This window comes from Roseicyclus sediminis, assembly GCF_025515305.1.
Classification (GTDB): Bacteria; Pseudomonadota; Alphaproteobacteria; order Rhodobacterales; family Rhodobacteraceae; genus Roseibacterium; species Roseibacterium sediminis.
Window position 1 is genome coordinate 75972 of record NZ_JAOPHT010000011.1, and the last position, 24402, is coordinate 100373.

Annotated in this window: 26 protein-coding genes; 16 read left to right on the plus strand and 10 right to left on the minus strand. The window is 68.4% G+C overall.

The window, feature by feature from the left end:
• Positions 1-6: 6 nt before the first annotated feature.
• From N8I71_RS14130 to N8I71_RS14150, 5 genes are all read left to right on the plus strand, one after another.
• Complete coding sequence (locus N8I71_RS14130) at positions 7-1449, plus strand: FAD-dependent oxidoreductase (protein ID WP_262878655.1); 1443 nt, start codon at positions 7-9, stop codon at positions 1447-1449.
• Between the two features lie 120 nt (positions 1450-1569).
• Positions 1570-2742, plus strand: coding sequence for an FtsH protease activity modulator HflK (gene hflK / locus N8I71_RS14135; protein WP_262878656.1), 1173 nt, complete (start codon positions 1570-1572; stop codon positions 2740-2742).
• Positions 2742-3620 (plus strand): protease modulator HflC, encoded by an 879-nt coding sequence (gene hflC / locus N8I71_RS14140; protein WP_262878657.1) that lies wholly within the window; start codon positions 2742-2744, stop codon positions 3618-3620. Before hflK ends, hflC begins: the two co-directional genes overlap by 1 nt.
• A gap of 117 nt (positions 3621-3737) precedes the next feature.
• Entirely contained in the window at positions 3738-3941 is a 204-nt protein-coding gene (locus tag N8I71_RS14145; protein ID WP_262878658.1) for a DUF2065 domain-containing protein, read from the plus strand.
• 265 nt (positions 3942-4206) lie between these two features.
• A complete protein-coding gene (locus tag N8I71_RS14150) occupies positions 4207-5670 on the plus strand; it encodes a DegQ family serine endoprotease (protein WP_316249254.1) in 1464 nt (487 codons plus the stop codon).
• Between the two features lie 62 nt (positions 5671-5732).
• On the opposite strand, the gene N8I71_RS14155 is transcribed toward N8I71_RS14150, so the two are convergent.
• Together N8I71_RS14155 and N8I71_RS14160 are read right to left on the minus strand one after the other, a co-directional pair.
• A complete protein-coding gene (locus N8I71_RS14155) occupies positions 5733-6200 on the minus strand; it encodes a peptidoglycan-binding domain-containing protein (protein WP_262878659.1) in 468 nt (155 codons plus the stop codon).
• Positions 6201-6340: 140 nt separating this feature from the next.
• The gene (locus N8I71_RS14160) at positions 6341-6721 is read right to left on the minus strand and encodes an OB-fold nucleic acid binding domain-containing protein (RefSeq protein ID WP_262878660.1); all 381 of its coding nucleotides are present in this window, start codon (positions 6719-6721) and stop codon (positions 6341-6343) included.
• Positions 6722-6844: 123 nt separating this feature from the next.
• On the opposite strand from N8I71_RS14160, the gene N8I71_RS14165 reads away from it, so the two are divergent.
• The 3 genes from N8I71_RS14165 (at position 6845) to aspS (ending at position 9950) form a co-directional block, all read left to right on the plus strand.
• Positions 6845-7168, plus strand: a complete 324-nt coding sequence (locus tag N8I71_RS14165; protein WP_262878661.1) for a 2Fe-2S iron-sulfur cluster-binding protein — start codon at positions 6845-6847, stop codon at positions 7166-7168.
• Between the two features lie 26 nt (positions 7169-7194).
• Positions 7195-8001 carry an FG-GAP repeat domain-containing protein gene (locus tag N8I71_RS14170; RefSeq protein ID WP_406676102.1) on the plus strand — a complete coding sequence of 269 codons (807 nt, stop codon included), beginning with the start codon at positions 7195-7197 and terminating at the stop codon, positions 7999-8001.
• Positions 8002-8165: 164 nt separating this feature from the next.
• Positions 8166-9950 (plus strand): aspartate--tRNA ligase, encoded by a 1785-nt coding sequence (gene aspS, locus N8I71_RS14175; RefSeq protein ID WP_262878662.1) that lies wholly within the window; start codon positions 8166-8168, stop codon positions 9948-9950.
• A gap of 24 nt (positions 9951-9974) precedes the next feature.
• Here the strand turns inward: aspS and N8I71_RS14180 are convergent, their stop codons facing one another.
• Positions 9975-10682, minus strand: a complete 708-nt coding sequence (locus N8I71_RS14180) for a response regulator (RefSeq protein ID WP_262878663.1) — start codon at positions 10680-10682, stop codon at positions 9975-9977.
• A gap of 158 nt (positions 10683-10840) precedes the next feature.
• Between N8I71_RS14180 and mce the strand changes: the two genes are divergently transcribed.
• Entirely contained in the window at positions 10841-11245 is a 405-nt protein-coding gene (gene mce / locus N8I71_RS14185) for a methylmalonyl-CoA epimerase (RefSeq protein WP_262878664.1), read from the plus strand.
• On the plus strand, positions 11245-11532 hold the full coding sequence (locus N8I71_RS14190; protein WP_262878665.1) for a DUF1467 family protein: 288 nt from the start codon (positions 11245-11247) through the stop codon (positions 11530-11532). The genes mce and N8I71_RS14190 overlap by 1 nt, the downstream gene beginning before the upstream one ends.
• Here N8I71_RS14190 and N8I71_RS14195 read toward each other — a convergent pair.
• The 7 genes from N8I71_RS14195 to tldD all read right to left on the minus strand — a co-directional run bounded on the left by N8I71_RS14195 (position 11495) and on the right by tldD (position 19916).
• Positions 11495-12208: an EI24 domain-containing protein gene (locus N8I71_RS14195; RefSeq protein WP_262878666.1), complete on the minus strand. Its 714-nt coding sequence runs from the start codon at positions 12206-12208 to the stop codon at positions 11495-11497. The genes N8I71_RS14190 and N8I71_RS14195 overlap by 38 nt on opposite strands.
• Positions 12205-12813: a nitroreductase family protein gene (locus N8I71_RS14200; protein ID WP_262878667.1), complete on the minus strand. Its 609-nt coding sequence runs from the start codon at positions 12811-12813 to the stop codon at positions 12205-12207. The genes N8I71_RS14195 and N8I71_RS14200 overlap by 4 nt, the downstream gene beginning before the upstream one ends.
• 122 nt (positions 12814-12935) lie before the next feature.
• Positions 12936-13259 carry a hypothetical protein gene (locus N8I71_RS14205; RefSeq protein WP_262878668.1) on the minus strand — a complete coding sequence of 108 codons (324 nt, stop codon included), beginning with the start codon at positions 13257-13259 and terminating at the stop codon, positions 12936-12938.
• Positions 13260-13557: 298 nt separating this feature from the next.
• Positions 13558-14037, minus strand: a complete 480-nt coding sequence (locus N8I71_RS14210; protein WP_262878669.1) for a hypothetical protein — start codon at positions 14035-14037, stop codon at positions 13558-13560.
• A gap of 85 nt (positions 14038-14122) precedes the next feature.
• Positions 14123-16777: a type I DNA topoisomerase gene (gene topA, locus N8I71_RS14215; protein WP_262878670.1), complete on the minus strand. Its 2655-nt coding sequence runs from the start codon at positions 16775-16777 to the stop codon at positions 14123-14125.
• Between the two features lie 196 nt (positions 16778-16973).
• The gene (gene dprA / locus N8I71_RS14220; RefSeq protein WP_454824046.1) at positions 16974-18071 is read right to left on the minus strand and encodes a DNA-processing protein DprA; all 1098 of its coding nucleotides are present in this window, start codon (positions 18069-18071) and stop codon (positions 16974-16976) included.
• A 423-nt stretch (positions 18072-18494) separates the two neighbouring features.
• Positions 18495-19916 (minus strand): metalloprotease TldD, encoded by a 1422-nt coding sequence (tldD, locus tag N8I71_RS14225; RefSeq protein ID WP_262878672.1) that lies wholly within the window; start codon positions 19914-19916, stop codon positions 18495-18497.
• Positions 19917-20108: 192 nt separating this feature from the next.
• Here tldD and coxB point away from each other — a divergent pair, with 192 nt between their 5' ends.
• From coxB to N8I71_RS14255, 6 genes are all read left to right on the plus strand, one after another.
• Positions 20109-20999, plus strand: a complete 891-nt coding sequence (gene coxB / locus N8I71_RS14230; RefSeq protein ID WP_262878673.1) for a cytochrome c oxidase subunit II — start codon at positions 20109-20111, stop codon at positions 20997-20999.
• 44 nt (positions 21000-21043) lie between these two features.
• Positions 21044-21988, plus strand: coding sequence for a heme o synthase (gene cyoE / locus N8I71_RS14235; RefSeq protein WP_262878674.1), 945 nt, complete (start codon positions 21044-21046; stop codon positions 21986-21988).
• A 4-nt stretch (positions 21989-21992) separates the two neighbouring features.
• Positions 21993-22187 carry a hypothetical protein gene (locus N8I71_RS14240; RefSeq protein WP_262878675.1) on the plus strand — a complete coding sequence of 65 codons (195 nt, stop codon included), beginning with the start codon at positions 21993-21995 and terminating at the stop codon, positions 22185-22187.
• On the plus strand, positions 22184-22750 hold the full coding sequence (locus tag N8I71_RS14245; protein WP_262878676.1) for a cytochrome c oxidase assembly protein: 567 nt from the start codon (positions 22184-22186) through the stop codon (positions 22748-22750). The genes N8I71_RS14240 and N8I71_RS14245 overlap by 4 nt, the downstream gene beginning before the upstream one ends.
• A gap of 24 nt (positions 22751-22774) precedes the next feature.
• Positions 22775-23590 (plus strand): cytochrome c oxidase subunit 3, encoded by an 816-nt coding sequence (locus N8I71_RS14250; RefSeq protein ID WP_262878677.1) that lies wholly within the window; start codon positions 22775-22777, stop codon positions 23588-23590.
• A gap of 133 nt (positions 23591-23723) precedes the next feature.
• Positions 23724-24395 (plus strand): SURF1 family protein, encoded by a 672-nt coding sequence (locus N8I71_RS14255; protein ID WP_262878678.1) that lies wholly within the window; start codon positions 23724-23726, stop codon positions 24393-24395.
• Positions 24396-24402: the final 7 nt, after the last annotated feature.

Below are 24402 nucleotides of genomic sequence, written 5' to 3' on the forward strand. Positions count from 1 at the left end.
CCCCCGATGGCTTTCGACTACGATCTCTTCGTGATCGGCGGCGGCTCGGGCGGGGTGCGCGCCGCGCGCGTGGCCGCGGCCGGTGGCGCCAGGGTCGCGCTGGCCGAGGAAAGCCGGATGGGCGGCACCTGCGTCATTCGCGGATGCGTGCCCAAGAAGATCATGGTCTTCGCAAGCGCCTACCGGGAAGGCTTCGCCGATGCGCGCTCCTACGGCTGGGATCTGGGCGAGGGCAGCTTCGACTGGGCGCGGTTCCGGTCGCGGCTTCATGGTGAACTCGACCGCCTCGAAGGTGTCTACCGCAGCCTCCTCTCCGGCTCGGGCGTGACGACCTTCGATCAGCGCGCGGTCCTCGACGATCCGCACACGGTGCGTCTCGCCGACGGGTCGACCCACAGCGCCAAGCATATTCTTGTCGCTACTGGCGGACGGCCCGAGCGGCCGGGCCTTCCGAACGACCATCTCGGCATGGTTTCGGACGACATCTTCAACCTCGAGGAACTGCCCCGGCGCCTTCTGATCGTGGGTGGCGGCTACATCGCGTGCGAATTCGCCTGCATCATGAACGGCCTCGGCGTGGAGGTGACGCAGTTCTACCGCGGCGCGCAGATCCTGCGCGGCTTCGACGGCGAGGCGCGCGGCCTGATTTCCGAGATGATGCAGGAAAAGGGCGTCGACCTGCATCTCGGTACGAACATCGTCGACATGGCCCCGGCCACGGCCGATCACGTCGCCTCGGCGGCCGTAACGGGGGGCGGCATGGCCGCGCCCGCGGGTGAGACCTCGGCGCGGTCGGCGGCGACCGGCGGGCCGGTCTGGGTCAAGGCCTCGAACGGGCACGAGCATGTCTTCGACGCGGTTCTCTTCGCCACCGGGCGGCGGCCGAACAGCGACGGGCTGGGACTGGCGGAGGCCGGGGTCGGGATCGGGCGGCGCGGTCAGGTCGTGGTCGACGAATTCTCGCAGACCGCCGTTCCATCGATCTACGCCATCGGCGACGTGACGAACCGCGTGAACCTCACGCCGGTCGCGATCCGCGAGGGCATGGCCTTCGTCGAGACCGTGTTCAACGGCAACCCCACGCCGGTCGACCACGACCTCATTCCCTCGGCGGTGTTCACCCAGCCCGAGTTCGGAACCGTGGGCCTTTCCGAGGAGGAGGCGCGCGAACAGGAGGCGGTGGACATCTACTGCACCTCGTTCCGTCCGATGCAGACAGCCTTCGCGGGTCGGCCCGACCGGGTGCTGATGAAACTCGTCGTGTCAAAGGCGACGCAGAAGGTTCTCGGCTGTCACATCGTCGCACCGCAGGCCGGGGAAATGATCCAGCTGGCCGGGATCGCGGTGAAGATGGGCGCGACAAAAGCCGATTTCGACCGGACCGTCGCAGTGCATCCGACCATGTCGGAGGAACTGGTAACGATGAAGGCACCGGTCCGGAGCGTGTGAGGACACCGAAAACTGTGCCCGGTCGGGGTGCAATCGGGTCAGATGGCCCCATATACACCCCCGAGGCTTGTCAAATAAGCATGTCCAATACCTGTCAAAGCGTGAGGGGAACAACGATACATGGCTGGCAATAGTGGCGGACCCTGGGGCGGTGGAGGCTCCGGCGGCGGCAACCGCGGCAACAACGGCTCCGGCGGATCCGGTGGGCCGGGTGGCCCGCGTCGCCCCGGCGGCGACCAGCAGATCCCGGAGATCGACGAGATCGTTCGGAAAGGCCAGGAGCAGCTGCGCGTCCTGATGGGCGGCCGTGGCGGTCGCTCCGGTGGCGGCGGTGATGGTGGCGGGGGCTTCAAGCTCACGCGCGGGACCATCGGCCTTGCGGCGCTGGCGATCGTGGGGCTTTGGGCCTTCAACTCATTCTACACCGTGCGGCCGGAACAGCAGTCGGTCGAGCTTTTGCTCGGCGAGTTCTCTTCGGTCGGAAACCCGGGCCTGAACTTCGCGCCTTGGCCGGTCGTGACCGCCGAAGTGATCGAGGTCACGACCAACCGGACCGAGTCGATCGGAACCGCGCGGTCGGGCGGCTCCGACGAGGGCCTGATGCTGACGACCGACGAGAACATCGTCGACATCGATTTCGAGGTCGTCTGGAACATCTCGGACCCCGCGCTCTACCTTTTCAACCTGCGCGATCCCGAGGCCACCGTGCGTGCTGTGTCCGAGGCGGCCATGCGCGAAGTGATCTCGCAGAGCCAGCTTTCGCCGATCCTCAACCGGGACCGTGAACTGATCGCGGCCACGGTGCAGGAGCTGATCCAGTCCACCATGGACAGCTACGCCTCGGGTGTGAACATCGTGCGTCTCAACCTCGACCGCGCCGACCCGCCGGCCGAGGTCATCGACGCCTTCCGCGACGTTCAGGCCGCCGAACAGGAGCGTGACCAGCTCGAACGCCAGGCAGATGCCTACGCCAACCGGGTGCTTGCAGGCGCCCGAGGCGAGGCGGCCCAGATCCTCGAACAGGCCGAAGCCTACCGCGCTCAGGTCGTCAACGAGGCCGAGGGTGAGGCAAGTCGCTTCCTCGCGGTTCTGACCGAGTACGAACTGGCCCCCGAGGTCACCCGCCGCCGTCTCTACCTCGAGACCCTCGAGCGCGTGCTGGCCGACGTGGATCTCGTGATCCTCGAAGGCGAGGGTGGTTCGGGCGGTTCGGGCGTCGTGCCCTACCTGCCGCTCGACCAGTTGCGGCGCGGAACGACCGGAACCACCACGACCACGGGGAGCAGCAACTGATGAAACGCATCACTTTCCTCATCCCCGCCGCTGTTCTTGCGGTGGCCGTGCTCCTGAGTTCGATCTTCGTCGTCGACGAACGGCAAAGGGCTCTCGTGCTCCAGTTCGGTCAGATCCGGCAGGTGATCGAAGAGCCGGGGCTGAACTTCAAGATCCCGTTCATCCAGGAGGTGGTCTTCTACGACGACCGTATCCTGTCGCTCGACACCGCGCCGATCGAGGTGACGCCCTCGGACGACCGGCGACTGGTGGTGGACGCCTTCGCGCGCTATCGCATCGTCGACGTGGTGCAGTTCCGGCAGGCCGTCGGCGTTGGCGACATCCGCCGCGCCGAGCAGCTTCTGGAAGACATCCTGAACCCGCAGATCCGGGCCGTGCTCGGTGCGGACGGCGTGACCTCGAACACGATCCTGTCTGCCGACCGCGCCGCGCTCATGGTGCGGATCACGGCACAGGCCCGTGCGCTGGCAGAGCCCCTCGGCCTCGAGGTGCTGGACGTGCGGCTGAAGCAGACCGCGCTTCCGGCGCAGAACCTCGACGCCACCTTCGCCCGGATGCGGGCCGAACGGGAACGGGAAGCGACCGACGAACGTGCCCGAGGCAACGAGGCCGCGCAGCGTGTCCGGGCGCAGGCCGACCGGACCGTGGTCGAGCTTGTCTCGGAGGCGCAGCGGGAAGCCGAGATCACGCGCGGTGAAGCGGACGCCCAGCGGAACCGCATCTTCGCCGAGGCCTTCGGGCAGGACCCGGAATTCTTCGAGTTCTACCGCTCGATGACGGCCTACGAACGTGCCCTCCGGCAGCAGAACTCGACGATGGTCATTTCACCGGACAGCGAGTTCTTCGAATACCTTGGCGGCTCGGGCGTGCGCCCGTAGCCCGCGCAGAACCGAAACGGCGGCGTCCGGTGGCCCAGATGACACCGGACGCCCCCCTTTTCCGGGCAGGCCCGTTCCGCCGATCGGGGCAGGGCGACCGGATGACGGAACCTTCCCATGAGCATCGGTTTCGCACTTCTCCTCGGCCTCGGCATGGTCCTCGTGATCGAGGGCCTGGTCTTCGCGCTTGCGCCCGGGCGGATGGAGGACATGCTGCGCATGATGGCCAATATCCCGACCGAGACCCGGCGCCTCATCGGCCTGTCGGCGGTGACGCTTGGCGTGGTGCTCGTCTTCTTCGTGCTGAGGGGCTTCGGCTGAGGTCCGCGCGGGTCGATCCGCCGCCTGCGGGAAACCCGCCCTTTCGCCCATGTCACGCTCATGTGACACCGATCTCGACGACCCGCGTGCGCGAAAAGGTTGATCCCGGCCCTCAGCGCGCAAATATGTTGCTCAGACAGCCGGTGCGCGCGCCCGCGCATCGCTTGCGGCTTCTACAGGAGGTGAGTTCGTGACATCCCAACTGGCCCATCGCCGGCGGTTCGCTGCAGACGTTCCCGCGTACAAGGTGGCAGACGCCGCCGTGATGTCGCGGACGCCTGCCGCACCTTCGGCCTACCGCACCGCGACAGGCGCGCTCATCGCGTTCCTAGCGGCTTTCGCACTGATCCTTGGCATGACGCAGGCCCGTGCCCAGACTGCGCCGCCATCCTTCGCCGACCTCGTGGACCAGGTCGGCGACGCCGTCGTGAACATCACGACCTCGGCCATCGTGGCCACCCGTGAGGGTCCTGCGCCGAACGTGCCCCCGGGCAGCCCCCTCGAGGACTTCTTCAACGATTTCCTCGACCGCCAGCAGGGTCCCGAACAGGCGCCCCGCCGCAGCCAGGCACTTGGCTCGGGCTTCGTCATCTCCGAGGACGGCTACATCGTGACCAACAATCACGTGATCGAAGGCGCCGACGAGATCATGATCGAATTCCGTTCGGGCCGCGAACTGGAGGCCCAACTCGTCGGGACGGACCCCAACACCGATATCGCGCTCCTGAAGGTCGAGGCAGACGCGGCACTGCCCTTCGTCCCGTTCGGCAACAGCAACGCGATGCGCGTGGGGGACTGGGTCATGGCGATGGGCAACCCGCTCGGCCAGGGTTTCTCGGTGTCTGTCGGTGTCGTGTCCGCGCGGGAACGTGCGCTTTCCGGCACCTATGACGACTACATCCAGACCGACGCCGCCATCAACCGCGGCAACTCCGGCGGCCCGCTCTTCAACATGGCGGGCGAGGTGATCGGCGTGAACACCGCGATCCTGTCGCCCACCGGCGGCTCGATCGGCATCGGCTTCGCCATGTCGGCCTCGGTCGTGACCAACGTCGTCGACCAGCTTCGCGAGTTCGGAGAGACGCGGCGCGGATGGCTCGGTGTCCGCATCCAGGACGTGAGCGACGACATCGCCGAAGGTCTCGGTCTTGCCGATGCCCGTGGCGCGCTGGTCACCGACGTGCCGGAAGGCCCCGCCCTCGACGCCGGTGTCGAGGTTGGCGACGTGATCCTCAGCTTCGACGGAGAGGACATCCAGGACACCCGCGAGCTCGTGCGCATCGTCGGTGAATCGGGCGTCGGCGAGACCGTGCGCATGCTGGTCTACCGCGACGGCGCGACGCAGACCCTGCTCGTGACGCTCGGCCGCCGGGAAACGGCGGAAGGCTCCGGGGCCACTGCGCCCGACGGCGCGCCGATCCCCGAGCCCAGCGCCGAGATCCTCGGCCTGACCGTGTCGCCGCTCACCGATGAGCTGCGCGAACAGCTCGACGCCCAGGGCGTGGCCGGTGGCCTCGTGATCGAAGCGGTCGATCCCGCGTCGGACGCGGCGTCCAAGGGGCTGCAGGTCGGCGACATCGTCACCGAGGTCGGTCAGCAGCCCGTGCGCAGCGCCGATGATTTCCGCGCCCGCGTCGACACCGCCGAGGAGGCCGGCCAGAAGAGCATCCTTCTTCTGATCCGCCGCGCCGGCAACCCGCGCTTCGTGGCGCTGTCCCTCGAGGACTGACGCGACCCCTTCCATCTGACACGGCGAAGGCCCCCGGCGATCTCGCACGGGGGCCTTTTCCTTTACGGGGCTTCGGTTGCCGCCTCTGGAACGGTTTCCCAGACAACGAGGCCGAGGGCGCGTGCCGCGGCGAGCGACAGGACCCCGCTGTCGAGGCCGAAGTCGCGCTGGTAGGCGGTTATGGCCGCCCGCGTCGGCGGGTCGAGCCTGCCTGTCGCAGGCCCGCCGTAAAGGCCCCGCGCCGCAAGCGCGCGTTGCACCGAGGCGATGAAGGCCGCATCGGTTTCCGCCCGGCAGGGGTATTCGAACCACAGCGGCCCCTCCGCATCCGCGCCGGACGGCAGGGGGCCGAGCGCCTCGGCCAGGGGTGTCGCGTCGCGGGCGTAGCAGGTGTCGGGCGCGGCCTGTGGCGGCGGCACGCCGCGGGCCGCGGCGACGGCGCGCGTGTCAGGTGGCGCACGCTCGCCGCCGGCGGGCACACAGGCCGCAAGCGCGGCAAGACCGGCGAGAGTTGCGGCGATCTTCTTCATTCGGCGGTTCCATGGGGCCTGCTCGGATGGCCCTTGCCTGTTCTCGGGGACAGTTCCCGGGAAGCCTAGCGCGCTTCGCCGCACCGGGAAAGCGCACCGCGCCATCCGCCCCCGGATCGGCGGAGAGGGGCCGCCCCGGATCAGGGGCCGTCGGCGAAACGCGCCGGTTCGTGCAGGCGGACCAGGTCGTCGAGCATGTCCGAGATGTCCTCCACGCGCTCGGCCACCACATGGGTCACGCCCGACTGCCGCTGCACCCGCCCGGTCACCCGCAGGAGCCGCCCCGCGATCACCGCGCGGCGGAAGGTCTGGTAGATCTTCTGCCACACGACGACGTTGGCCACGCCGTACTCGTCCTCCAGCGTCACGAAGATCACCCCCTTGGCGGTGCCCGGCCGCTGCCGCACGAGCACGAGCCCCGCAACCGCCACCCGTGCTCCCTCCGGCGGCAGGTGCAGCAGGTGATGCGGCAGGCAGTCGGGCGGCCTGGGCCAGCCCGGGGCTCGGATCTGTGGCTCCATGAGAACAGAAATAGAACATCTGTCATGCCACGCAAGCCCGGGATTTCGGGCTGGAAAGCCCTTGCGCCCCGTATTACCTAGACCCCCGGATCCGGGCATGGCCGCGCAGAGGAAAGGCAAGAGATGGCGAAGATCACCTATATCGAGCACAACGGCACCGAGCATGTGGTGGACGTGCCCAACGGCCTGACCGTCATGGAAGGCGCGCGCGACAACAACATCCCCGGCATCGAGGCCGATTGCGGCGGTGCCTGCGCCTGTTCGACCTGCCACGTCTACGTCCATCCCGACTGGGTGTCGAAACTCCCCGAGATCGACCCGATGGAAGAGGACATGCTCGAGTTCGCCTACCAGCCCGACCCCAAGCGCTCGCGCCTGACCTGCCAGCTCAAGGTCTCCGACGCGCTCGACGGGCTGATCGTCCAGATGCCGGAGAAGCAGATCTGACCGCCGGTCCCGCGGCGCCGGGCCCCGTGTTCCGCCTCGCCCGCGCCGCGACGCTGGCGGCGGGCCTTTGCCTGGCCGGGGCAGGGACGACGCTCGCCTGCGAGCAGCCGCCATGGACCGGCACCGCGATCGAGGGTTCGCTGACGCAGGGCGGCGGCACCTCGGGCATCGCCGCCGCCTGGTTCGAGGAGCCGACCACACGCTACGCCCACGGCGTCCTCGGCGACGCCATCGAGGCGGGGACCCTCGCCGCCCAGCTCGACAACGCCCCGAACTGCGTCACCGGACGCGTGACCCTGCCGCAGGCCGAGGTCTTCGAAGACCTTGCTCCCCGCCTCGCCGATCTCGATGGCGATGGCCGCGCCGAGATCATCGTCGTCCAGAGCCACCGCGACCTCGGCGCGCGGCTCGCCGTCTATGGCCTCGCGCCCGACGGGCAGGGGCTCCGCCTCCTTGCGGCCACGCCCAATATCGGCCGCACCAACCGCTGGCTCGCGCCCGTGGGCGCCGCCGATCTCGATGGCGACGGCTACATGGAGATCGCCTATGTCGATCGCCCGCACCTCGCCCGAACGCTCCGTGTCTGGCGCTACGTCGACGGCACCCTGACCGAGATCGCCGCCGCCTCGGGCCTCACCAACCACCGGATCGGCGAGGCCTTCATCACCGGCGGCATCCGCGATTGCGGCGCGGGTCCCGAGATCATCACCGCCGATGCCGACTGGTCCCGCCTCGTCGCCACGCGCCTCGCGCCCGACGCCACGCTCCACGCCCGTGACCTCGGCCCGTTCACCCGCGCGGCCGCCCGCGCCGCGCTGGCCTGCGCCAACTGACCCGACCCTTCATCTTTCTCCAAATACGCCTGCCGGAGGCAGTCGCCCGTCGGGGGCTCGATGCCCCCGACGGGCGAGCCCCGCGGGGTTGACTTCGGCCCTTCCGCGCGCTCTATCGCCGCGACGCCCGATACCGCCGAAGCCCCTGCAAAGGACCCCGACCCATGCACGCCTATCGCAGCCATACCTGTGCCGCCCTGACGCGCGAGAACGTCGGGCAGAACGTGCGCCTCTCGGGCTGGGTGCACCGGCGGCGGGACCATGGCGGCGTGGTCTTCATCGACCTGCGTGACCATTACGGGATCACGCAGGTCCTCTGCGACCCCGACAGCCCGGTTTTCGCCCAGGTCGAGAAGCTGCGCGCCGAATACTGCATCCGCATCGATGGCGAGGTGAAGGCGCGCGATCCCGAGCTGGTGAACCCCAAGCTCCCCACCGGCGAGATCGAGGTGTTCATCCGCGACATGGAGGTCCTGGGCGCCGTCGACGGCGACCTGCCGCTGCAGGTCTTCGGGGATCAGGAATACCCCGAGGAGACGCGTCTGCGCTACCGCTACCTGGATCTGCGGCGCGAGGCGATGCAGGCCAACATGACGCTGCGGTCGGACGTCGTGGCGTCGATCCGTCGGCGGATGTGGGATACGGGCTTCCGCGAGTACCAGACGCCGGTCATCACCGCCTCCTCGCCCGAGGGCGCGCGCGACTTCCTGGTGCCCTCGCGCCTCCATCCGGGCAAGTTCTACGCGCTGCCGCAGGCGCCGCAGCAGTTCAAGCAGCTGCTCATGGTCTCGGGCTTCGACCGCTATTTCCAGATCGCGCCCTGCTTCCGCGACGAGGATCCGCGCGCCGACCGTTCGCCCACCGATTTCTACCAGCTCGACATGGAGATGTCCTTCGTCGAGCAGGAGGACGTGTTCCAGACCATCGAGCCGGTGCTCAAGGGGGTCTTCCACGAGTTCGGCAAGGGCAAGACCGTCGACGAGGTCTGGCCGCGCATCTCCTACAAGGACGCGGCGCTGTGGTACGGGACCGACAAGCCCGACCTTCGCAACCCGGTGAAGATGCAGGTCGTCTCGGAGCATTTCGAGGGCTCGGGCTTCGCGATCTTCGCGAAGATCCTCGAGCACGAGGGCACCGAGGTCCGCGCCATTCCCGCCCCCACCGGTGGGTCGCGCAAGTTCTGCGACCGGATGAATTCCTGGGCGCAATCGCAGGGACTGCCGGGCATGGGCTACATCTTCTGGCGCGAAGCCGAGGACGGAAGCGGGCTCGAGGGCGCAGGACCCCTGGCCAAGAACATCGGCCCCGAGCGGACCGAGGCGATCCGCCGTCAGCTGCACCTGCACAAGGGCGATGCGGTCTTCTTCCTCGCCGGCAAGCCGCACGAATTCGAAAGCGTCGCGGGCCGCGCGCGCGACCAGATCGGACGTGAGCTCGGCCTCATCGACGAGAGCCGCTTCGCCTTCGCCTGGATCGTGGACTTCCCGATGTACGAGAAGGACGACGAGACCGGCCGCGTCGACTTCTCGCACAATCCCTTCTCGATGCCGCAGGGCGGGCTCGACGCGCTCTCGGGCGACCCGCTCGAGGTTCTCGGCTACCAGTACGACCTCGCCTGCAACGGCTACGAGATCGTTTCGGGCGCGATCCGGAACCACAAGCCGGAGATCATGTTCAAGGCCTTCGAACTCGCGGGCTATGGCGAGGACGAGGTGCGCAAGCGCTTCGGCGGCATGGTCGGCGCCTTCCGCTACGGCGCGCCGCCCCACGGGGGCTGTGCGGCGGGCATCGACCGGATCGTCATGCTTCTGGCGGACACCGCGAACATCCGCGAGGTGATCCTCTTCCCGATGAACCAGCGGGCCGAGGACCTCATGATGAACGCGCCGTCCGAACCGACGGCCGAGCAGCTCATGGAGCTGGGCTTGCGCGTCATCCCCCGCGACTGAGCGCTGCCGGGTCCGGACCGTGCCTCAGATCGGCACCGGCAAGGCCTGGATGCGCTGGGACAGCATGGCCCGCAGCGCGAGCCGGTCATGGCCCGTGAACCCCCCGTCCATGGCCAGCGCAGAGCGCTCCAGCGGATCGTCCTCCGCCGAGCGGGCGAGCCCGATGAGAAAGCGGCGCAGGTAGCCGACGGGCGGCGCCTCGAGCGCGAGCAGGTCCATCGCATGGGCGAAATCCTCGCGCAGCGCCAGAGGATCGGGCGAAACAGCCGAGACATCCGCGTCGCGCGGCCCCGAAGGACGCAGGGCCTCGGGCAGGTGGCGGAGCACCTCTGACTGGAATGCCGCCAGCGAGGCCACGGGCTTGGGCAGGAACCCATTCGCGCCCGCGCGCGTGCAGGCTGCTGCCGCCGCCTCCCGCTCGGCGCCCGACGTGCCAAGGAGGATCGGCACCCGGGGGCGGGCCGCATGCATCGCCGCGATGAGGTCGAGGCCCGAACCGTCGGGCAGGCCGAGGTCCACGATCGCGGCCGAGGGGCGGTAGACGTTGAGGTGCCGCTGCGCCGAGGCGACGCAGTCGGCCCGCCGGATGCGCGCGCCCGAGCGCAGGCACATCTGGCGCAGCGCCTCGGAACTGTAGCGGCTGTCCTCGACGACGAGAACCGTCAGGCCGAGAAGCGGTCGTGCGGCGGTCGGCCGTGGCTGAAGTGTCAAAACGTCAAAATCGTCGTCCATCCCATCCCCCTCGGATTCGGATCGAATCCATTCAATTCCGACCGATAGAACCCCGTCACGGTTGACCATTGGTTAAGGCGCGGCCCTTCGCCGCTTGGTATTCCGGGGTTGCGCGCGCCATATCTCGGCAAGCCCCGCGATACGCCAAGGAGTGAGCCATGATCGGACGCCTGAACCACGTCGCCATCGCCGTGCCCGACCTCGAGGCCGCCGCCGCGCAGTATCGCGAGACACTCGGCGCGAAGGTTGGCGCCCCCCAGGACGAGCCCGACCATGGCGTCACGGTGATCTTCATCGAGCTGCCCAACACGAAGGTCGAGCTGCTCTATCCGCTGGGAGAGAATTCGCCGATCAAGGGCTTCCTCGAAAAGAACCCCTCGGGCGGGATTCACCATATCTGCTACGAGGTCGAGGATATCCTTGCCGCGCGCGACCGGCTCAAGGCGTCGGGCGCGCGTGTCCTCGGCGACGGAGAGCCCAAGATCGGTGCCCACGGCAAGCCGGTCCTGTTTCTTCACCCCAAGGACTTCACCGGAACGCTGGTCGAGCTGGAGCAGGTCTGATGGGTGTCGTCACAGGTCTCGTTCTCTACGCGATCATCTGGTTCCTGACGCTTCTTGTCGTGCTGCAGACCGGCGTCGTCAGCCAGGACGAGGCGGGGGAACGCGTGAAGGGCACCCATGGCTCGGCGCCCGCGAACCTGCAATTCGGCCGGCGCCTCCTCGTGACGTCGGGGGTGTCCTTCGTCATCTGGGCGGTGATCGCCGCCGTGATCCTCTCGGGCGCTGTCACGATCGAGGATATCGACCTCTTCACGCGGTTCGGACTGGGCGCCCCCCCGCCGCAGTGAGGCGGTGGTAGAGGTGCGTGAAGGTCGCCGCGCCCAGGATCGGAACCAGGAGGTTCACCACCGGGATCGTCAGGGGAACCGCCATCAACACGCCGGCGAGAAAGATCGTCGGCCTGTTCCGGCGGCGGAAGGCAGCCGCGCCTGCCGCGTCCGAACGGCGAAGCGCCACGAGTTGCGCGTATTCCCGCCCGAGCAGGATGCCGTTCACCACCCAGAACAGGATCGGGGCGAGCGGCGTGAAGATCACGTAGAGGACGAGGGCGGCAAGGTTCACGACGATCAGCACGCCGAGGAACTTCAGCGCATCGACAATCCCCTCGACGATGCCGACGGTCCGCGCGGGCGGCAGGTTCGGGTAATGCTTGCGCTCGACCGCGGCGGCGATGGTCTCCAGGAACATGCCGATGAAGGCCGAGGCCACCGGCACCATCAGGAAGGTCGAAAGCACCAGCATGAGCGGCACGCTGGCCCAGGTCAGCGCGGTATCCACCCAGGTGATTTCGCCGATCCAGGGCAGGCTGAAGCTTTCGGGCACGACCCAGCCGATGGCCGTGACGAAGACGAAGGAGAACCCGACGAGGAGCGCGATGGTCAGGCCGAGACCGAGTGCCAGCACGCCGAGAAACCTGCCGTCCGTCAGCTGCCCGAGCGCCTTCAGGAAATCGTTCAGGATCATTCGGTCATCCAGATCGTGATCGCGTCCATGTCCGGCCGCGGACGTTCGGGCGGCGGGCGTGTCTCGGTGCCGATATGGACGAAGCCCGCGACGCTTTCATGGGCGGCGAGGCCAAGGCCGCGCGCGCAGAACCCGCCATGCCTTGCGCGCCAGCCCGTCAGCCAGCCCGCGCCCCAGCCTGCGGCCAGGCAGGCGTTGACCAGCGAGAGGCACACCGCGCCCGCCGACATCTCCTGCTCCCATAGGGGGATCTTGGGCGAGTCCTTGGGCGACAGGACCACCGCCACGACGAGGTGCGCATCTGCCAGTCCCGCGACATCCTTTGCCAGCGCGTCGGCGTCACGACCCTCGGCGGCGCCGATCTCGGCGGTGAGGGTGGCAAGCCTCTGGCAGGCGCCGCGCTCCAGCACGATGAAACGCCAGGGCTCGAGCTTGCCGTGGTCGGGCACCCGTGCCGCGGCCTGCAGAAGGGGCGTAAGCTCAGCGCGCCCCGGCACCGGCGGCGCCAGCGTCTTGGGCGGCCGGGATCGGCGCGTCAGCAGAAAGTCGAGGACTTCGGGACGCTGGGAAAGCGGTGCGGCGGCGGCCGGGCTCTGATCGGTCATGACACCTGTCGGCGGAGGGGTTTCTGGTCCCTCCCGATGTCGTCTTCCCGGCGCGTGAGATCAAGGGCTTGTCTGTCGGCCCGGCCGTGTGCCGCACGCCGGGGGCGCTTGCCGGGCTGCGGTCAGAGCGCGCCCTGGAGGGCGGCGTAGCTGACGAGCGCGGCGCCACCGGTGAAGGCCAGAAGGACCGAAAGGCGCGACGCGGTATCCACGAGATAGGCCACGATCAGCGGGATCATGAAGCCAACGGCGTAGGCGAAAGCGCCGAACATGGCGAGCACGATCCACTCGACGATGCTGCGCGGCAGACCACCCATCAGGACAAGCGCGAACCACAGCGACATCAGTGCCGTCAATGCGCCCAGCGAATGGAACAGCCAGGCGGGCATGCGATCGAGAAAATCGTCGAAAGCCTTGAAAACCTTGAATGTTCCTTCGTCGTCCATCTCGTGCTCCGACCTGCCCACGGGTGCCGGGAAGTCTGAATTTCGCATGCTATCCGAGGGCGCGAACCTTGCGCCGCGATCCGTACCGAACATCTGCAAACCCCCAGGTTCAGCTTGTGTTCTCCTCATACCTGAGTCGCCCCGGGGCCCGGTATGGCGGGAAACCCGACGCGAGAGGCATGGTGACGGAAATGCCACGCCCGCGCCGGGGCGATGGGCGATTCCCTGCCGATCCCGCAAAGCGGGTGGCAGGAAAGCGCGCGGCACAGAGGATGGAGAGGCCGTGGACGGCGACGGCCTAGGGCCAGGGCATCCAGGACGGCCAGAACCCGAGCGCCCAGATCGCGCCCAGAACCACCGCCCAGAACAGCGCCACGAGCGCCAGCTTCGCCGCGAAATCGGCGAGCAGGATCGCCAGGTGGATGGCCACCATCCCGACCAACAGCCCCGCGAGCCCCATGACGCCCAGCCAGATCCAGCCCGTTTGCGTGTCGGGCCAGCCGCCGGACACCTCCACGGTGTAGACGATGGCCACCGCGCCCAGAACGAGGCCGATGACGAAGTGCAGCCAGGTCGGAACCGCCTCGAGCAACCGCTGGAAGATCGGCAGCGGCGGCGCGGGGGGCATGGACGGCGCAGGGCCGGCCGCGGCTTTCCGTCGGTCCCCTGCAAGCTTCTCGGAATAGCCGATGGCTCCGGCCGGGGTGTTGATCGCTGCTCCGTGGCGACCGGCGGTGTAGTCCTGAACCGCCCGTCCGGTGGGATCCTGTCCAGACATCGTGCCCTCCGCAATTTCGAACGGCGCGTATGCTAACCGACGCCCTGCGGATGCGCCAAGTTTCTGGCGAGGTATCTTGCCGGCCTCAGCCCGCCTTCTTCTTCTTTGCGGTGCTCTTGGCCGGGCTTGCACGCTTGGCCTTGCCCTTGCCACCCTTGGCCTGCTTTTCGGCAATAAGCTCCACCGCGCGCTCCAGCGTGACGTCCTGCGGGTCGAGGTCCTTCGGCAGCGTCGCGTTCACCTTGGCCCACTTCACGTAAGGTCCGTAGCGCCCGCTCATCACCTGGATCGGGCCGCCTTCGCCCGGATGCTCGCCGAGTTCCTTCAGGGGGGCCGCGGCCGCACCGCGTCCGGCCCGGCCCGCGGCCTTGGCGGCGATCAGTTCTACCGCGCGGTTCATGCCGATGGTGAAGACCTCGTCCGCATCGGGCAGGTTCGCGTAGATGCGCCCATGCTTGACGTAGGGCCCGTAGCGGCCGATCGCGGCCTCGACCGGTTCGCCGTCCTCGGGGTGGTCGCCCACCTTGCGCGGCAGGTGCAGAAGCTTCAGCGCCTTCTCGAGATCCATCGTCTCGACCGCCCAGCCCTTGGGCAGGGAGGATCGCGGCGGTTTCGGAACCTCCTCCGTCGCCTCGCCGAGCTGCACATAGGGGCCGAAGCGGCCGGATTTCAGGTAGACGGGTTCGGACGTGTCGGGATCGACGCCCAGCATCTTGCCATCCGGCCCGAGGCCGTCCGCACCGCCGTCGCCTTCCATGCCCGGCGGGCCGAAGGGGCGTGTGTAGCGGCATTCGGGGTAATTGGAGCAACCGATGAAGGCGCCGCCCGACCGCGCCGTCCGCATCGACAACCGCCCGGCCCCGCAATTGGGGCAAAGGCGCGGGTCGGATCCGTCGGGTTTCGGCGGGAAGAGGTGCGGCTCCAGCACCTCGTTGATCTTCTCCAGCACGTCGGTGATGCGCAGCTCCGCCGTCTCCTCCACCGCCGCGGAGAAGTCGCGCCAGAACCGGTCGAGCACGTCCTTGTAGTGCCTTTCGCCCGCCGAGACGTCGTCAAGCTCGCTCTCGAGATTGGCGGTGTAGTCGTATTCGAGGTAGCGGCGGAAGTAGTTGACCAGGAAGGCCGTCACCAGCCGCCCCTTGTCCTCGGGAATGAGCCTGCCCTTGTCCTTCGTGACGTAGCCGCGCGCCTCGATCGTGTCGAGGATCGAGGCATAGGTCGACGGGCGCCCGATGCCGAGTTCCTCCATGCGCTTCACCAGCGTCGCCTCGGTGTAGCGCGGCGGCGGCTGGGTGAAATGCTGCTGGCCCAGGACGGCGCCTTCGTCCGACAGGATCGCCGCCTCCGCGCCGTTGGCCTCCGTCAGCTTGCCATGCTCGGACGCCAGCGCCCGGCCCACGGGCTTCAGCGCATCGCCCGCGGTCACTTGCGGCAGGCGGCGGCCATCCTCGTCCTCGCCCGAGCCGACGTCGTCGCGGCCTTCCTCATAGACCTTGAGAAACCCGTCGAAGAGGACGACCTGGCCCGTGGCACGCAACTCGACCTCGCCATCGCGGCTGGCGACCGTGACCGTGGTGCGTTCCAGCCGCGCGGCCTCCATCTGGCTGGCGATCGTGCGCTTCCAGATCAGGTCATAGAGCTTGCGCTGATCGTCTTCGGAGAGTTTCAGCTCGTCCGGCGCCCGGGACATGTCCGTCGGCCGGATGCATTCGTGCGCCTCCTGCGCGTTCTTGGCCTTGTTCTTGTACATCCGGGGGCTGCCCGGAACGTACTCCTTGCCATATCGCGCGGCGATGGCGTCACGGGCGGCATGCACGGCTTCCGGCGCCATGTCGATGCCATCGGTCCGCATGTAGGTGATGTGGCCGGCCTCGTAGAGGCGCTGGGCCGCGCTCATCGTCTGCTTGGCGCCCATGCCGAACTTGCGGCTCGCCTCCTGCTGGAGGGTCGAGGTCATGAAGGGGGGCGCGGGGTTGCGGGTGGCGGGCTTCGCCTCGACCGCGGTGACCGACAGCGCGCGGGAGGAGACGGCCTTGACCGCGAGGCCGGCCTCGGCGCCGGTCGCGAGGTCGAAACGGTCGAGCTTCTTGCCGCCCATCGCCACGAGGCGCGCCTCGAAGTGCTGGCCACGCGGCGTCTCGAGGACGGCGCGCACCGACCAGTATTCGCGGGGGCGGAACGCCTCGATCTCCATCTCGCGGTCGACGATGATCCGGAGGGCGACCGACTGAACGCGGCCCGCCGACTTCGCGCCGGGCAGTTTGCGCCAGAGGACCGGCGAGAGCGTGAAGCCCACGAGATAGTCGAGCGCGCGGCGCGCGAGGTAGGCCTCGACGAGTTCCATGTCGACGTCGCGCGGCTCGGCCATGGCCTTCGTGACGGCATCCTTGGTGATCGCGTTGAAGGTCACGCGGCGCACGGACGCGTCCTTCTTCAGTGCCTTGCGGTTCTCCAACGCCTCCCGCAGGTGCCAGCTGATGGCCTCGCCCTCCCGGTCGGGGTCGGTGGCGAGGATCAGCTCGGGGTCGTCCTTGAGGGCGTCGGCGATGGCCTTGACGTGTTTCTTGCTGTCGGCGGCCACCTCCCAGGTCATCTCGAATCCATGGTCGGGGTCCACCGATCCGTCCTTGGACGGCAGGTCGCGGACATGTCCGTAGGATGCGAGAACCGTGTAGCCCGGCCCGAGATACTTGTTGATCGTCTTGGCCTTGGCCGGGGATTCGACAACGACAACGGGCATGAAAAACGGACCTTCAAGGGCAGGGGAAGCTGTGGCGGCGGAACATGTGGGGCCACGGGGGGGCTTGTCAATGCGTCACGGCCTCGGGGTGGATCGCGGCTTCGCCGCGGCCCTTCGGGCCGGAATCCCTGGGGAATCGAATGCAACGCCCGTCGGATTCCGGTGTGAAAAACCCGGTTTCTCCTGTTCTTGAGGCTCAGTTGCTCAGCGCGACCGATCCGCCTGCGCTGCGGGTGACACGACCGGCCATCTCGAGCACCGCGAGCGCGCGGGCGACCTCGCGCGGCGGGTGGCCCAGCTCGCGGATGAGCTGGTCCTCCTCGAGTGGGGTCGCCTCCAGACGCGCAAGCACGAGCGCCTCCAGCCCGCCCTCGGGCGGCACGGCCACGGCCCCGGCAACAGCGGGCTTCGGGGTTGGCCGCACCTCGGCCTTCGTGACCCGACCGCCGGCCGGAAGCCCGAGCGCCTCGATCACGTCATCCGCCCCGCGCACCAGCGTCGCGCCGTCCCGCAGCAGGATGTTGCCCCCCGAGGCGCGGCTGTCGAGCGGGTGGCCCGGCACTGCCATGACCTCGCGCCCCTGATCGAGCGCGGCCCGCGCGGTGATGAGCGAGCCCGACCGTGCCGCGGCCTCCACCACGATCACCGCCTGCGCGAGCCCCGACACGATGCGGTTGCGGCGCGGGAAGTGGCGGCCCTGGGGCTGCAGGCCGAAGGGCATCTCCGAGACGCGAAGGCCGGTCTTGCCGATCTTGCCGGCCAGTTCCGCGTTCTCGGTGGGGTAGACGACATCGAGCCCGCCCGCGTGAACGGCGACCGTCCCGGTGTCCAGCGCCGCGTCATGGGAGATTGCGTCGATCCCGCGCGCAAGGCCCGAGACGACGACATAGCCCGCCTCGCCGAGATCGCGGGCAAGCCGCCGCGCCATGCGCGCGCCGAGCGCCGAGGCGTTGCGGGTGCCGACGATCGCCACGGCGGGGCGGGACAGAAGATCCACACGGCCAAGCGCCCAGAGAACGGGGGGCGCGTCGGAGATACCGGCGAGAGACGCGGGATAATCCGCATCGCCCAGGCACAGCATGCGGGCGCGCAGACGTTCGGCGGCGCGTAACTCGGCGGCGGCCACGGCCTCGGGGCAGGGGGCGTAGTCCTGCACGCCCGCCGCGTGGGCGATGCCGGGAAGGGCCGCCAGCGCGGCTTCGGCGCCACCATGCTCCGCCATGAGGCGCAGGTAGGTCGCGGGCCCCACGCGGCGCGAGCGGACCAGGCGCAGGCGCAACAGGCGTTCGCGCATGTCGCCCGCGGGGGGCGGCGCATAGTCGAGCGGGGGCTCGGCGAATCCGAAGGCATCGTCGTGAACCATGCGCGACGCTATGACCGTATTGGTTAACAAGGTGTTACCGCCGGCTGTGTCCCGCCGCTGATCCGTCTTTGCCTTGCGTCTTGTCAGGCGCCTTTGCAGGGGCTTTGCCGGGCGTGGCCGTGATGGCCCCCGCGAGGAACGGCTGCGTCACGGCTGGCGACGAACGCCTGCCTCCCTGACGCATCGAGCACGGAGGCGCCGACGTTTCAGGACCGCGCCGCCTTGCAGGAGGGGTCGGACAACCTGAGGAATGATCGTCGTCAGGCCGGGAAAGAGACAGGTTCAGCGATGAAGCCACCGGGGACCGGCCGGGTCGCGCGTCGGCATGCGTGACGCCTGTCCCCGTCGCAGGCGTCATCCGGCCGCGGAGCCGCCCACCGTCAGCCCGCCGATCATCAGCGTCGGCTGGCCCACGCCCACCGGCACCCACTGGCCGGCCTTGCCGCAATTGCCCATGCCGGGGTCGAGCGCCATGTCGTTGCCGATGGCGCGGATGTTCTGCAGCGCCGTCGCGCCGTCGCCGATCAGGGTCGCGCCCTTCACTGGGGCGCCGACCTTGCCGTCCTTGACCCGGTAGGCCTCGGTGCAACTGAACACGAACTTGCCGTTGGTGATGTCGACCTGCCCGCCGCCGAAACCGACCGCGTAGATCCCGTCCTTGAGGTCGGCGAGGATCTCCCCCGGGTCCGCGTCGCCGCCCAGCATGTAGGTGTTGGTCATCCGGGTCATCGGCGCATGGGCGTAGCTCTCGCGCCGTCCGTTGCCGGTGGGGGCGACGCCCATGATCCGGGCTGACTGCCGGTCCTGCATGTAGCCCACGAGGATGCCGTCCTCGATCAGCACGGTCTTGCCGGCGGGCGTCCCCTCGTCGTCCACCGTGATCGATCCGCGGCGGTCGGGAATCGTGCCGTCATCCAGAACGGTGACGCCCGGCGCGGCGATCCGCTGGCCCATCAGCCCGGCGAAGGCCGACTGCTTCTTGCGGTTGAAGTCGCCCTCCAGCCCGTGGCCGATGGCCTCGTGCAGCAGGATGCCCGGCCAACCGGGGCCGAGGACCACGTCCATAACGCCCGCGGGCGCGGCCTCGGCGCCGAGGTTCACGACCGCGATTCTGAGCGCTTCTCGCGCCACGCCCTCCCAGTGGGCGCGCTCGAGCAGGCCGGTCATCCCGATCCGCCCGCCGCCGCCCGCGCTGCCCGACTCGCGGCGGCCGTTTTCCTCGACGATGATGCTGACGTTGAGGCGCACCATCGGGCGGATGTCGGCGACATGGCCCCCCTCGGGCCGCAGGATCACCACCTCCTGGTGGGACGCGGCGAGGCTCGCGCTGACCTGAACCACGCGCGGGTCGAGCGCCCGGGCGAAGGCGTCGATTTCGCGGAGCGTGTCGAGTTTCACCCCGAACTCGGCGTCCGCCATGGGATCGGCGTCGGTGTAGAGCCGCGTGTTGGTGCCGGCCGGCCCCTGCGCCAGCGTGCCGCCGCCGTCGCCCACGGCAAGGCGCGCGGTCTCGGCGGCACGGCGCAGCGCGGCTTCGGAAATCTCGGTCGAATGGGCATAGCCCGCCACGTCGCCCTTCACCGCCCGAAGTCCGAACCCTTCGGCCGCGTCGTAGCTTGCGTTGCGCACGCGTCCGTCATCGAAGACCAGCGCCTCCGAGCGGCGGCGTTCAAGGAACAATTCCCCGTCTTCGGCGCCGTCGGTTGCCGCGCGAAGGATCGCCAGCGCCGCCGCCTCGTCGAGAAGGGTTTCGAAGGGGCGGAAGGGGTCTGACATGCGTGGGGCCTCCGGTGCGTTGGGAGCAGGAAATGATCCAGGTCAATTTCTGGTCGGGTGAGACATTTTTGACCAATGTCTTGTCCTCCCGGTAGCTATATGGTCTGCGCAGCTTGGAACGCAACGGTCGGCCGACGAGGGACCCCGCACGCGGGGAACGGGGGGCGACCGCGAGATACAGGACAGGTGACAATGGCACTTCGGACGAAGATCGGCGGCCTCTGGGCCGCATTCGGCGCAAGCCTGGCCGCGACCGCGGCCTCGGCGCAGACCGCCAGCCTGCGCGAGGGCCTCGAGGTGATCGGCGCGCCCACGTCGGGCGGCATCAACTTCCAGCCGGGCGTGACCGGGGTGGCGCATGACATCCGCGCGCTCGACACGCTTCTGCTGGTGATTACGGCAGCGATCGTGCTCTTCGTCACGGCGCTTCTGGTGTGGACGATGCTGCGCCACAATGCGCGTGCGAACCCCACGCCCGCCACCTTCACCCACAACACCAAGATCGAAGTGACCTGGACTGTCGTCCCGCTCCTGATCCTGGTCGTGATCGGGGCCTTCTCGCTGCCGGTGCTGTTCCGCCAGCAGACGATTCCGGAGGCGGACGTCGTGGTGAAGGCCACGGGCTACCAGTGGTACTGGGGCTACGAATACCCTGAAGAGGGGATCGAGTTCCTCTCGGTCATGCTCGCCGAGGATCAGCTTGCCGAATACGGCTACACCCGCGACGAGCATCTGCTTGCGACCGACGCCGCGATGGTCGTGCCGACAGGCCAGACTGTCGTCGTGCAGGTCACCGCGGCCGACGTGATCCATTCCTGGACCGTTCCCGCCTTCGGCGTGAAACAGGACGGCGTTCCGGGCCGCCTGGCCGAACTGTGGTTCGAGGTCGAGCCTGGCCAGGAAGGCGTCTATTTCGGCCAGTGCTCGGAGCTTTGCGGCTCGGCCCATGCCTTCATGCCCATCACGGTCTTCGCCGTGACGCCGGAGGAGTACGAGGCCTGGCTTGCAGGCGAGGCGCAGGAATTCGCCTCGGCGGGCGGCATGCGCGCCCCGCGCATCATCGAACTGGCCGCAGCCGAATGATGTAGGGCGGGACACGTCCCGCCCCATCAAGCACAGGACCGACCATGACCGACGCAACGACCAACACCAACGTCCAGGCCGCCGAGGGCGAAGCCCGCTTCGGCGACTACGTGGCGCTTCTGAAGCCGCGGGTGATGTCGCTCGTGGTCTTCACGGCGCTGGTCGGACTTGTCGTCGCGCCGGGCGGCATGTCGCCCATGATCGGCTTCACGGCGATCCTGTTCATCGCGCTGGGCGCGGGCGCGTCGGGCGCTCTGAACATGTGGTACGACGCCGATATCGACCTGATCATGAAGCGCACGCGCGGACGGCCGGTGCCGTCGGGTCGCGTCGAGGCCGGCGAAGCGCTCTCGGTGGGCGTGGCGCTCTCGGCGATCTCGGTGGCGATGCTGGGCCTTGCCACGAACTGGGTGGCCGCCGGTCTTCTGGCCTTCACGATCTTCTTCTACGCCGTGATCTATACGATGTGGCTGAAGCGGGCGACGCCGCAGAACATCGTCATCGGCGGTGCCGCGGGTGCTTTCCCGCCGGTGATCGGCTGGGCCGCGGTGACGGGGGACGTGTCGCTCGAGGCGGTCCTGATGTTCGGCCTCATCTTCATGTGGACGCCGCCCCATTTCTGGGCGCTGGCGTTGTTCATGAAGGCCGACTACCACGAGGCGAAGGTGCCGATGCTCACGGTCACCCATGGCCGGCCCGAGACACGGCGGCAGATCTGGATCTACTCGCTCCTGCTGGCGCCGGTGGCGATCGGTCTTGGGCTGACCTCCATCGGCGGGCCCGTCTACCTGTCGACCGCGATCGTCCTGAACGCCATTTTCCTGCGCCATGCCTTCGCCGTGCGCGGGCGCGACGAGGCGATGGCCGAGGCCGACGGCTATGCCGCCGAAAAGCGGCTGTTCCGCTTCTCGCTTTATTATCTCTTCCTGCATTTCGGCGCGCTTCTGGGCGACGCCGGTCTGCGGATGACCGGTCTTCTGGGGGGTTGAACGCATGCCGATCACCGAGACCCACGAACTGCACAAGCGCCGCTTCGGCCGCAACCTCGGCGTGGCGCTGAGCCTCGTGGCCTTCGCGACCATCGTCTTCGGCCTGACCATCGCCAAGATCCGCGAAGGCTCGACCATGGAGGCCTTCGACCATCAGCCGCGCGTCTCGATCACGCCGCTCGTGGAGGACGGCCAATGACCGCGAACCAGAAGGTCGTCTCGCGCCTTCTCGGCGTCGTCGTGGTCATGGGCGCGCTCGCCTGGGCTTCGGTGCCTCTCTATGACTTGTTCTGCCGCGTGACCGGTTTCGGCGGCACGACGCAGGTGGCCAGCGAAGGCAGCGACACGGTGCTGGACGATATGATCCGCATTCGCTTCGACGCGTCGCTTGCCCGCGACATGCCCTGGACGTTCCGCCCCGTGGAGCCGCATGTCGACATCCGCATCGGCGAGACGGGGCTTGCCTTCTACGAGGCGCACAACCCGACCGACCGGCCCATCGCGGGCACCGCGAGCTTCAACGTCGCGCCCTTCGAGACCGGGGCCTACTTCGTGAAGATCGCATGTTTCTGCTTCGAGATGCAGGTGCTGCAGCCCGGCGAGACCGTGCTGATGCCCGTCACCTTCTTCGTCGACCCCGAGATCGTGAACGATCCCGAGACGGTCGGCATCCCCGCCATCACCCTGTCCTACACGTTCCATGTGACGGACATGCCCGAGGATTATGCCGCGCTCGCGCCCCAGGCGCCTGCGGCGAACTGACGATCACCCCCGGAGGACCCGCCCATGGCCCACGCCAAACACGACTACCACATCCTGCCGCCCTCCATCTGGCCGCTGATGGCCGCAGGCGGCGCCTTCGCCATGCTGTTCGGCGCGGTGAACTGGATGCACGGCTCGGGGCCGTGGCTGTTCCTCATCGGCTTCGCTGCGGTGCTCTATGTCATGTACGGCTGGTGGGCGGACGTCGTCGCCGAGAGCCAGCAGGGCGACCACACGCCCGTCGTGCGGCTTGGCCTGAAGTACGGCTTCATCATGTTCATCATGTCCGAAGTCATGTTCTTCGCGGCCTGGTTCTGGGCGTTCTTCAAGCACGCCATCTATCCGATGAACACCTACGAGGCCTCGACCTACGTGCCGCCCGAGATCTACGCGGTCGATCCCTTCCACCTGCCGCTCATCAACACGCTGGTGCTGCTGCTGTCGGGGTGCGCGGTGACCTGGGCGCACCATGCGCTGGTGCACAACGAGAGCCGCAAGGACGTCGAGGCGGGTCTGGCCATCGGCATCTTGCTCGGCCTCGCCTTCACCGGCCTGCAGGCCTACGAGTACTGGGAACTGATCGCCCACAAGGACTGGACCTTCGGCGGCGACAAGTTCTTCTCGACCTTCTTCATGGCGACGGGCTTCCACGGTCTGCACGTCATCATCGGGACGATCTTCCTGTTCATCTGCTACCTGCGGGTGCGCGCGGGCCAGTTCACCGCCGAGAAGCATGTCGGGTTCGAGGCTGCGGCGTGGTACTGGCACTTCGTCGACGTGGTCTGGCTGTTCCTGTTCGCGGCCGTGTACATCTGGGGCCAGGCCGTCGTGATCTCGTGAGCCGGCGCAGGGGGGCTCTGCCCCCCGCCTTCGGCTCCCCCCGGAGTTTTTCGACCAGGATGAAGGGGCCGCCCGGTCCCGGGTTCCCAACCGGAGGCCCGCCGCGAGGTGGGCCTTCTTCCTTGGAGGTGACATGATCGGACGGATGATCTGGCCGCTGGTCTTCGGTATCGGCGGCGTTGCGATCCTCGTGTCGCTGGGGGTGTGGCAGGTCCAGCGCCTCGCCTGGAAAGAGGCTGTCCTGGCCGAGATCGAGGCCGAGATCGCCGCCCCGCCCGTGGCGCTTCCGCAGGCGCCGGACGCCGCGACGCATGGATACCTTCCCGTGCAAGCCACGGGCGTGTTCGGCGCGGACTACCTTCGCGTGCTGGTCAGCCAGCGGGGGCAGGGGGCCGGCTACCGCGTGATCTCGCCCTTCGAGACGGGTGGCCGCTCGATCCTCGTCGACCGGGGCATCATGCCGACCGAAGGTCAGCCGCCCGCGCATGCGGGGCCGGTCACCGTGACGGGCAACCTGCACTGGCCGCAGGAGGTGGACGGCTTCACCCCGGACCCCGACATCGCCCGCAACATCTGGTACGCGCGCGACGTGCCGGCGCTGGCCGCGCGCCTCGGGACCGAGCCGGTCCTCGTCATCGCGCGCGAATTGTCGGTTTCCGACGCCCCCGTGACGCCCCTGCCCGTGGACACGAGCGCCATCCCGAACGATCACCTGAACTACGCGATCACCTGGTTTTCGCTGGCGGCGCTTTGGTTGGGGATGACACTCTATCTTCTGTGGCGTATCAGGCGGCGAACGGTCTGAAGGAAAT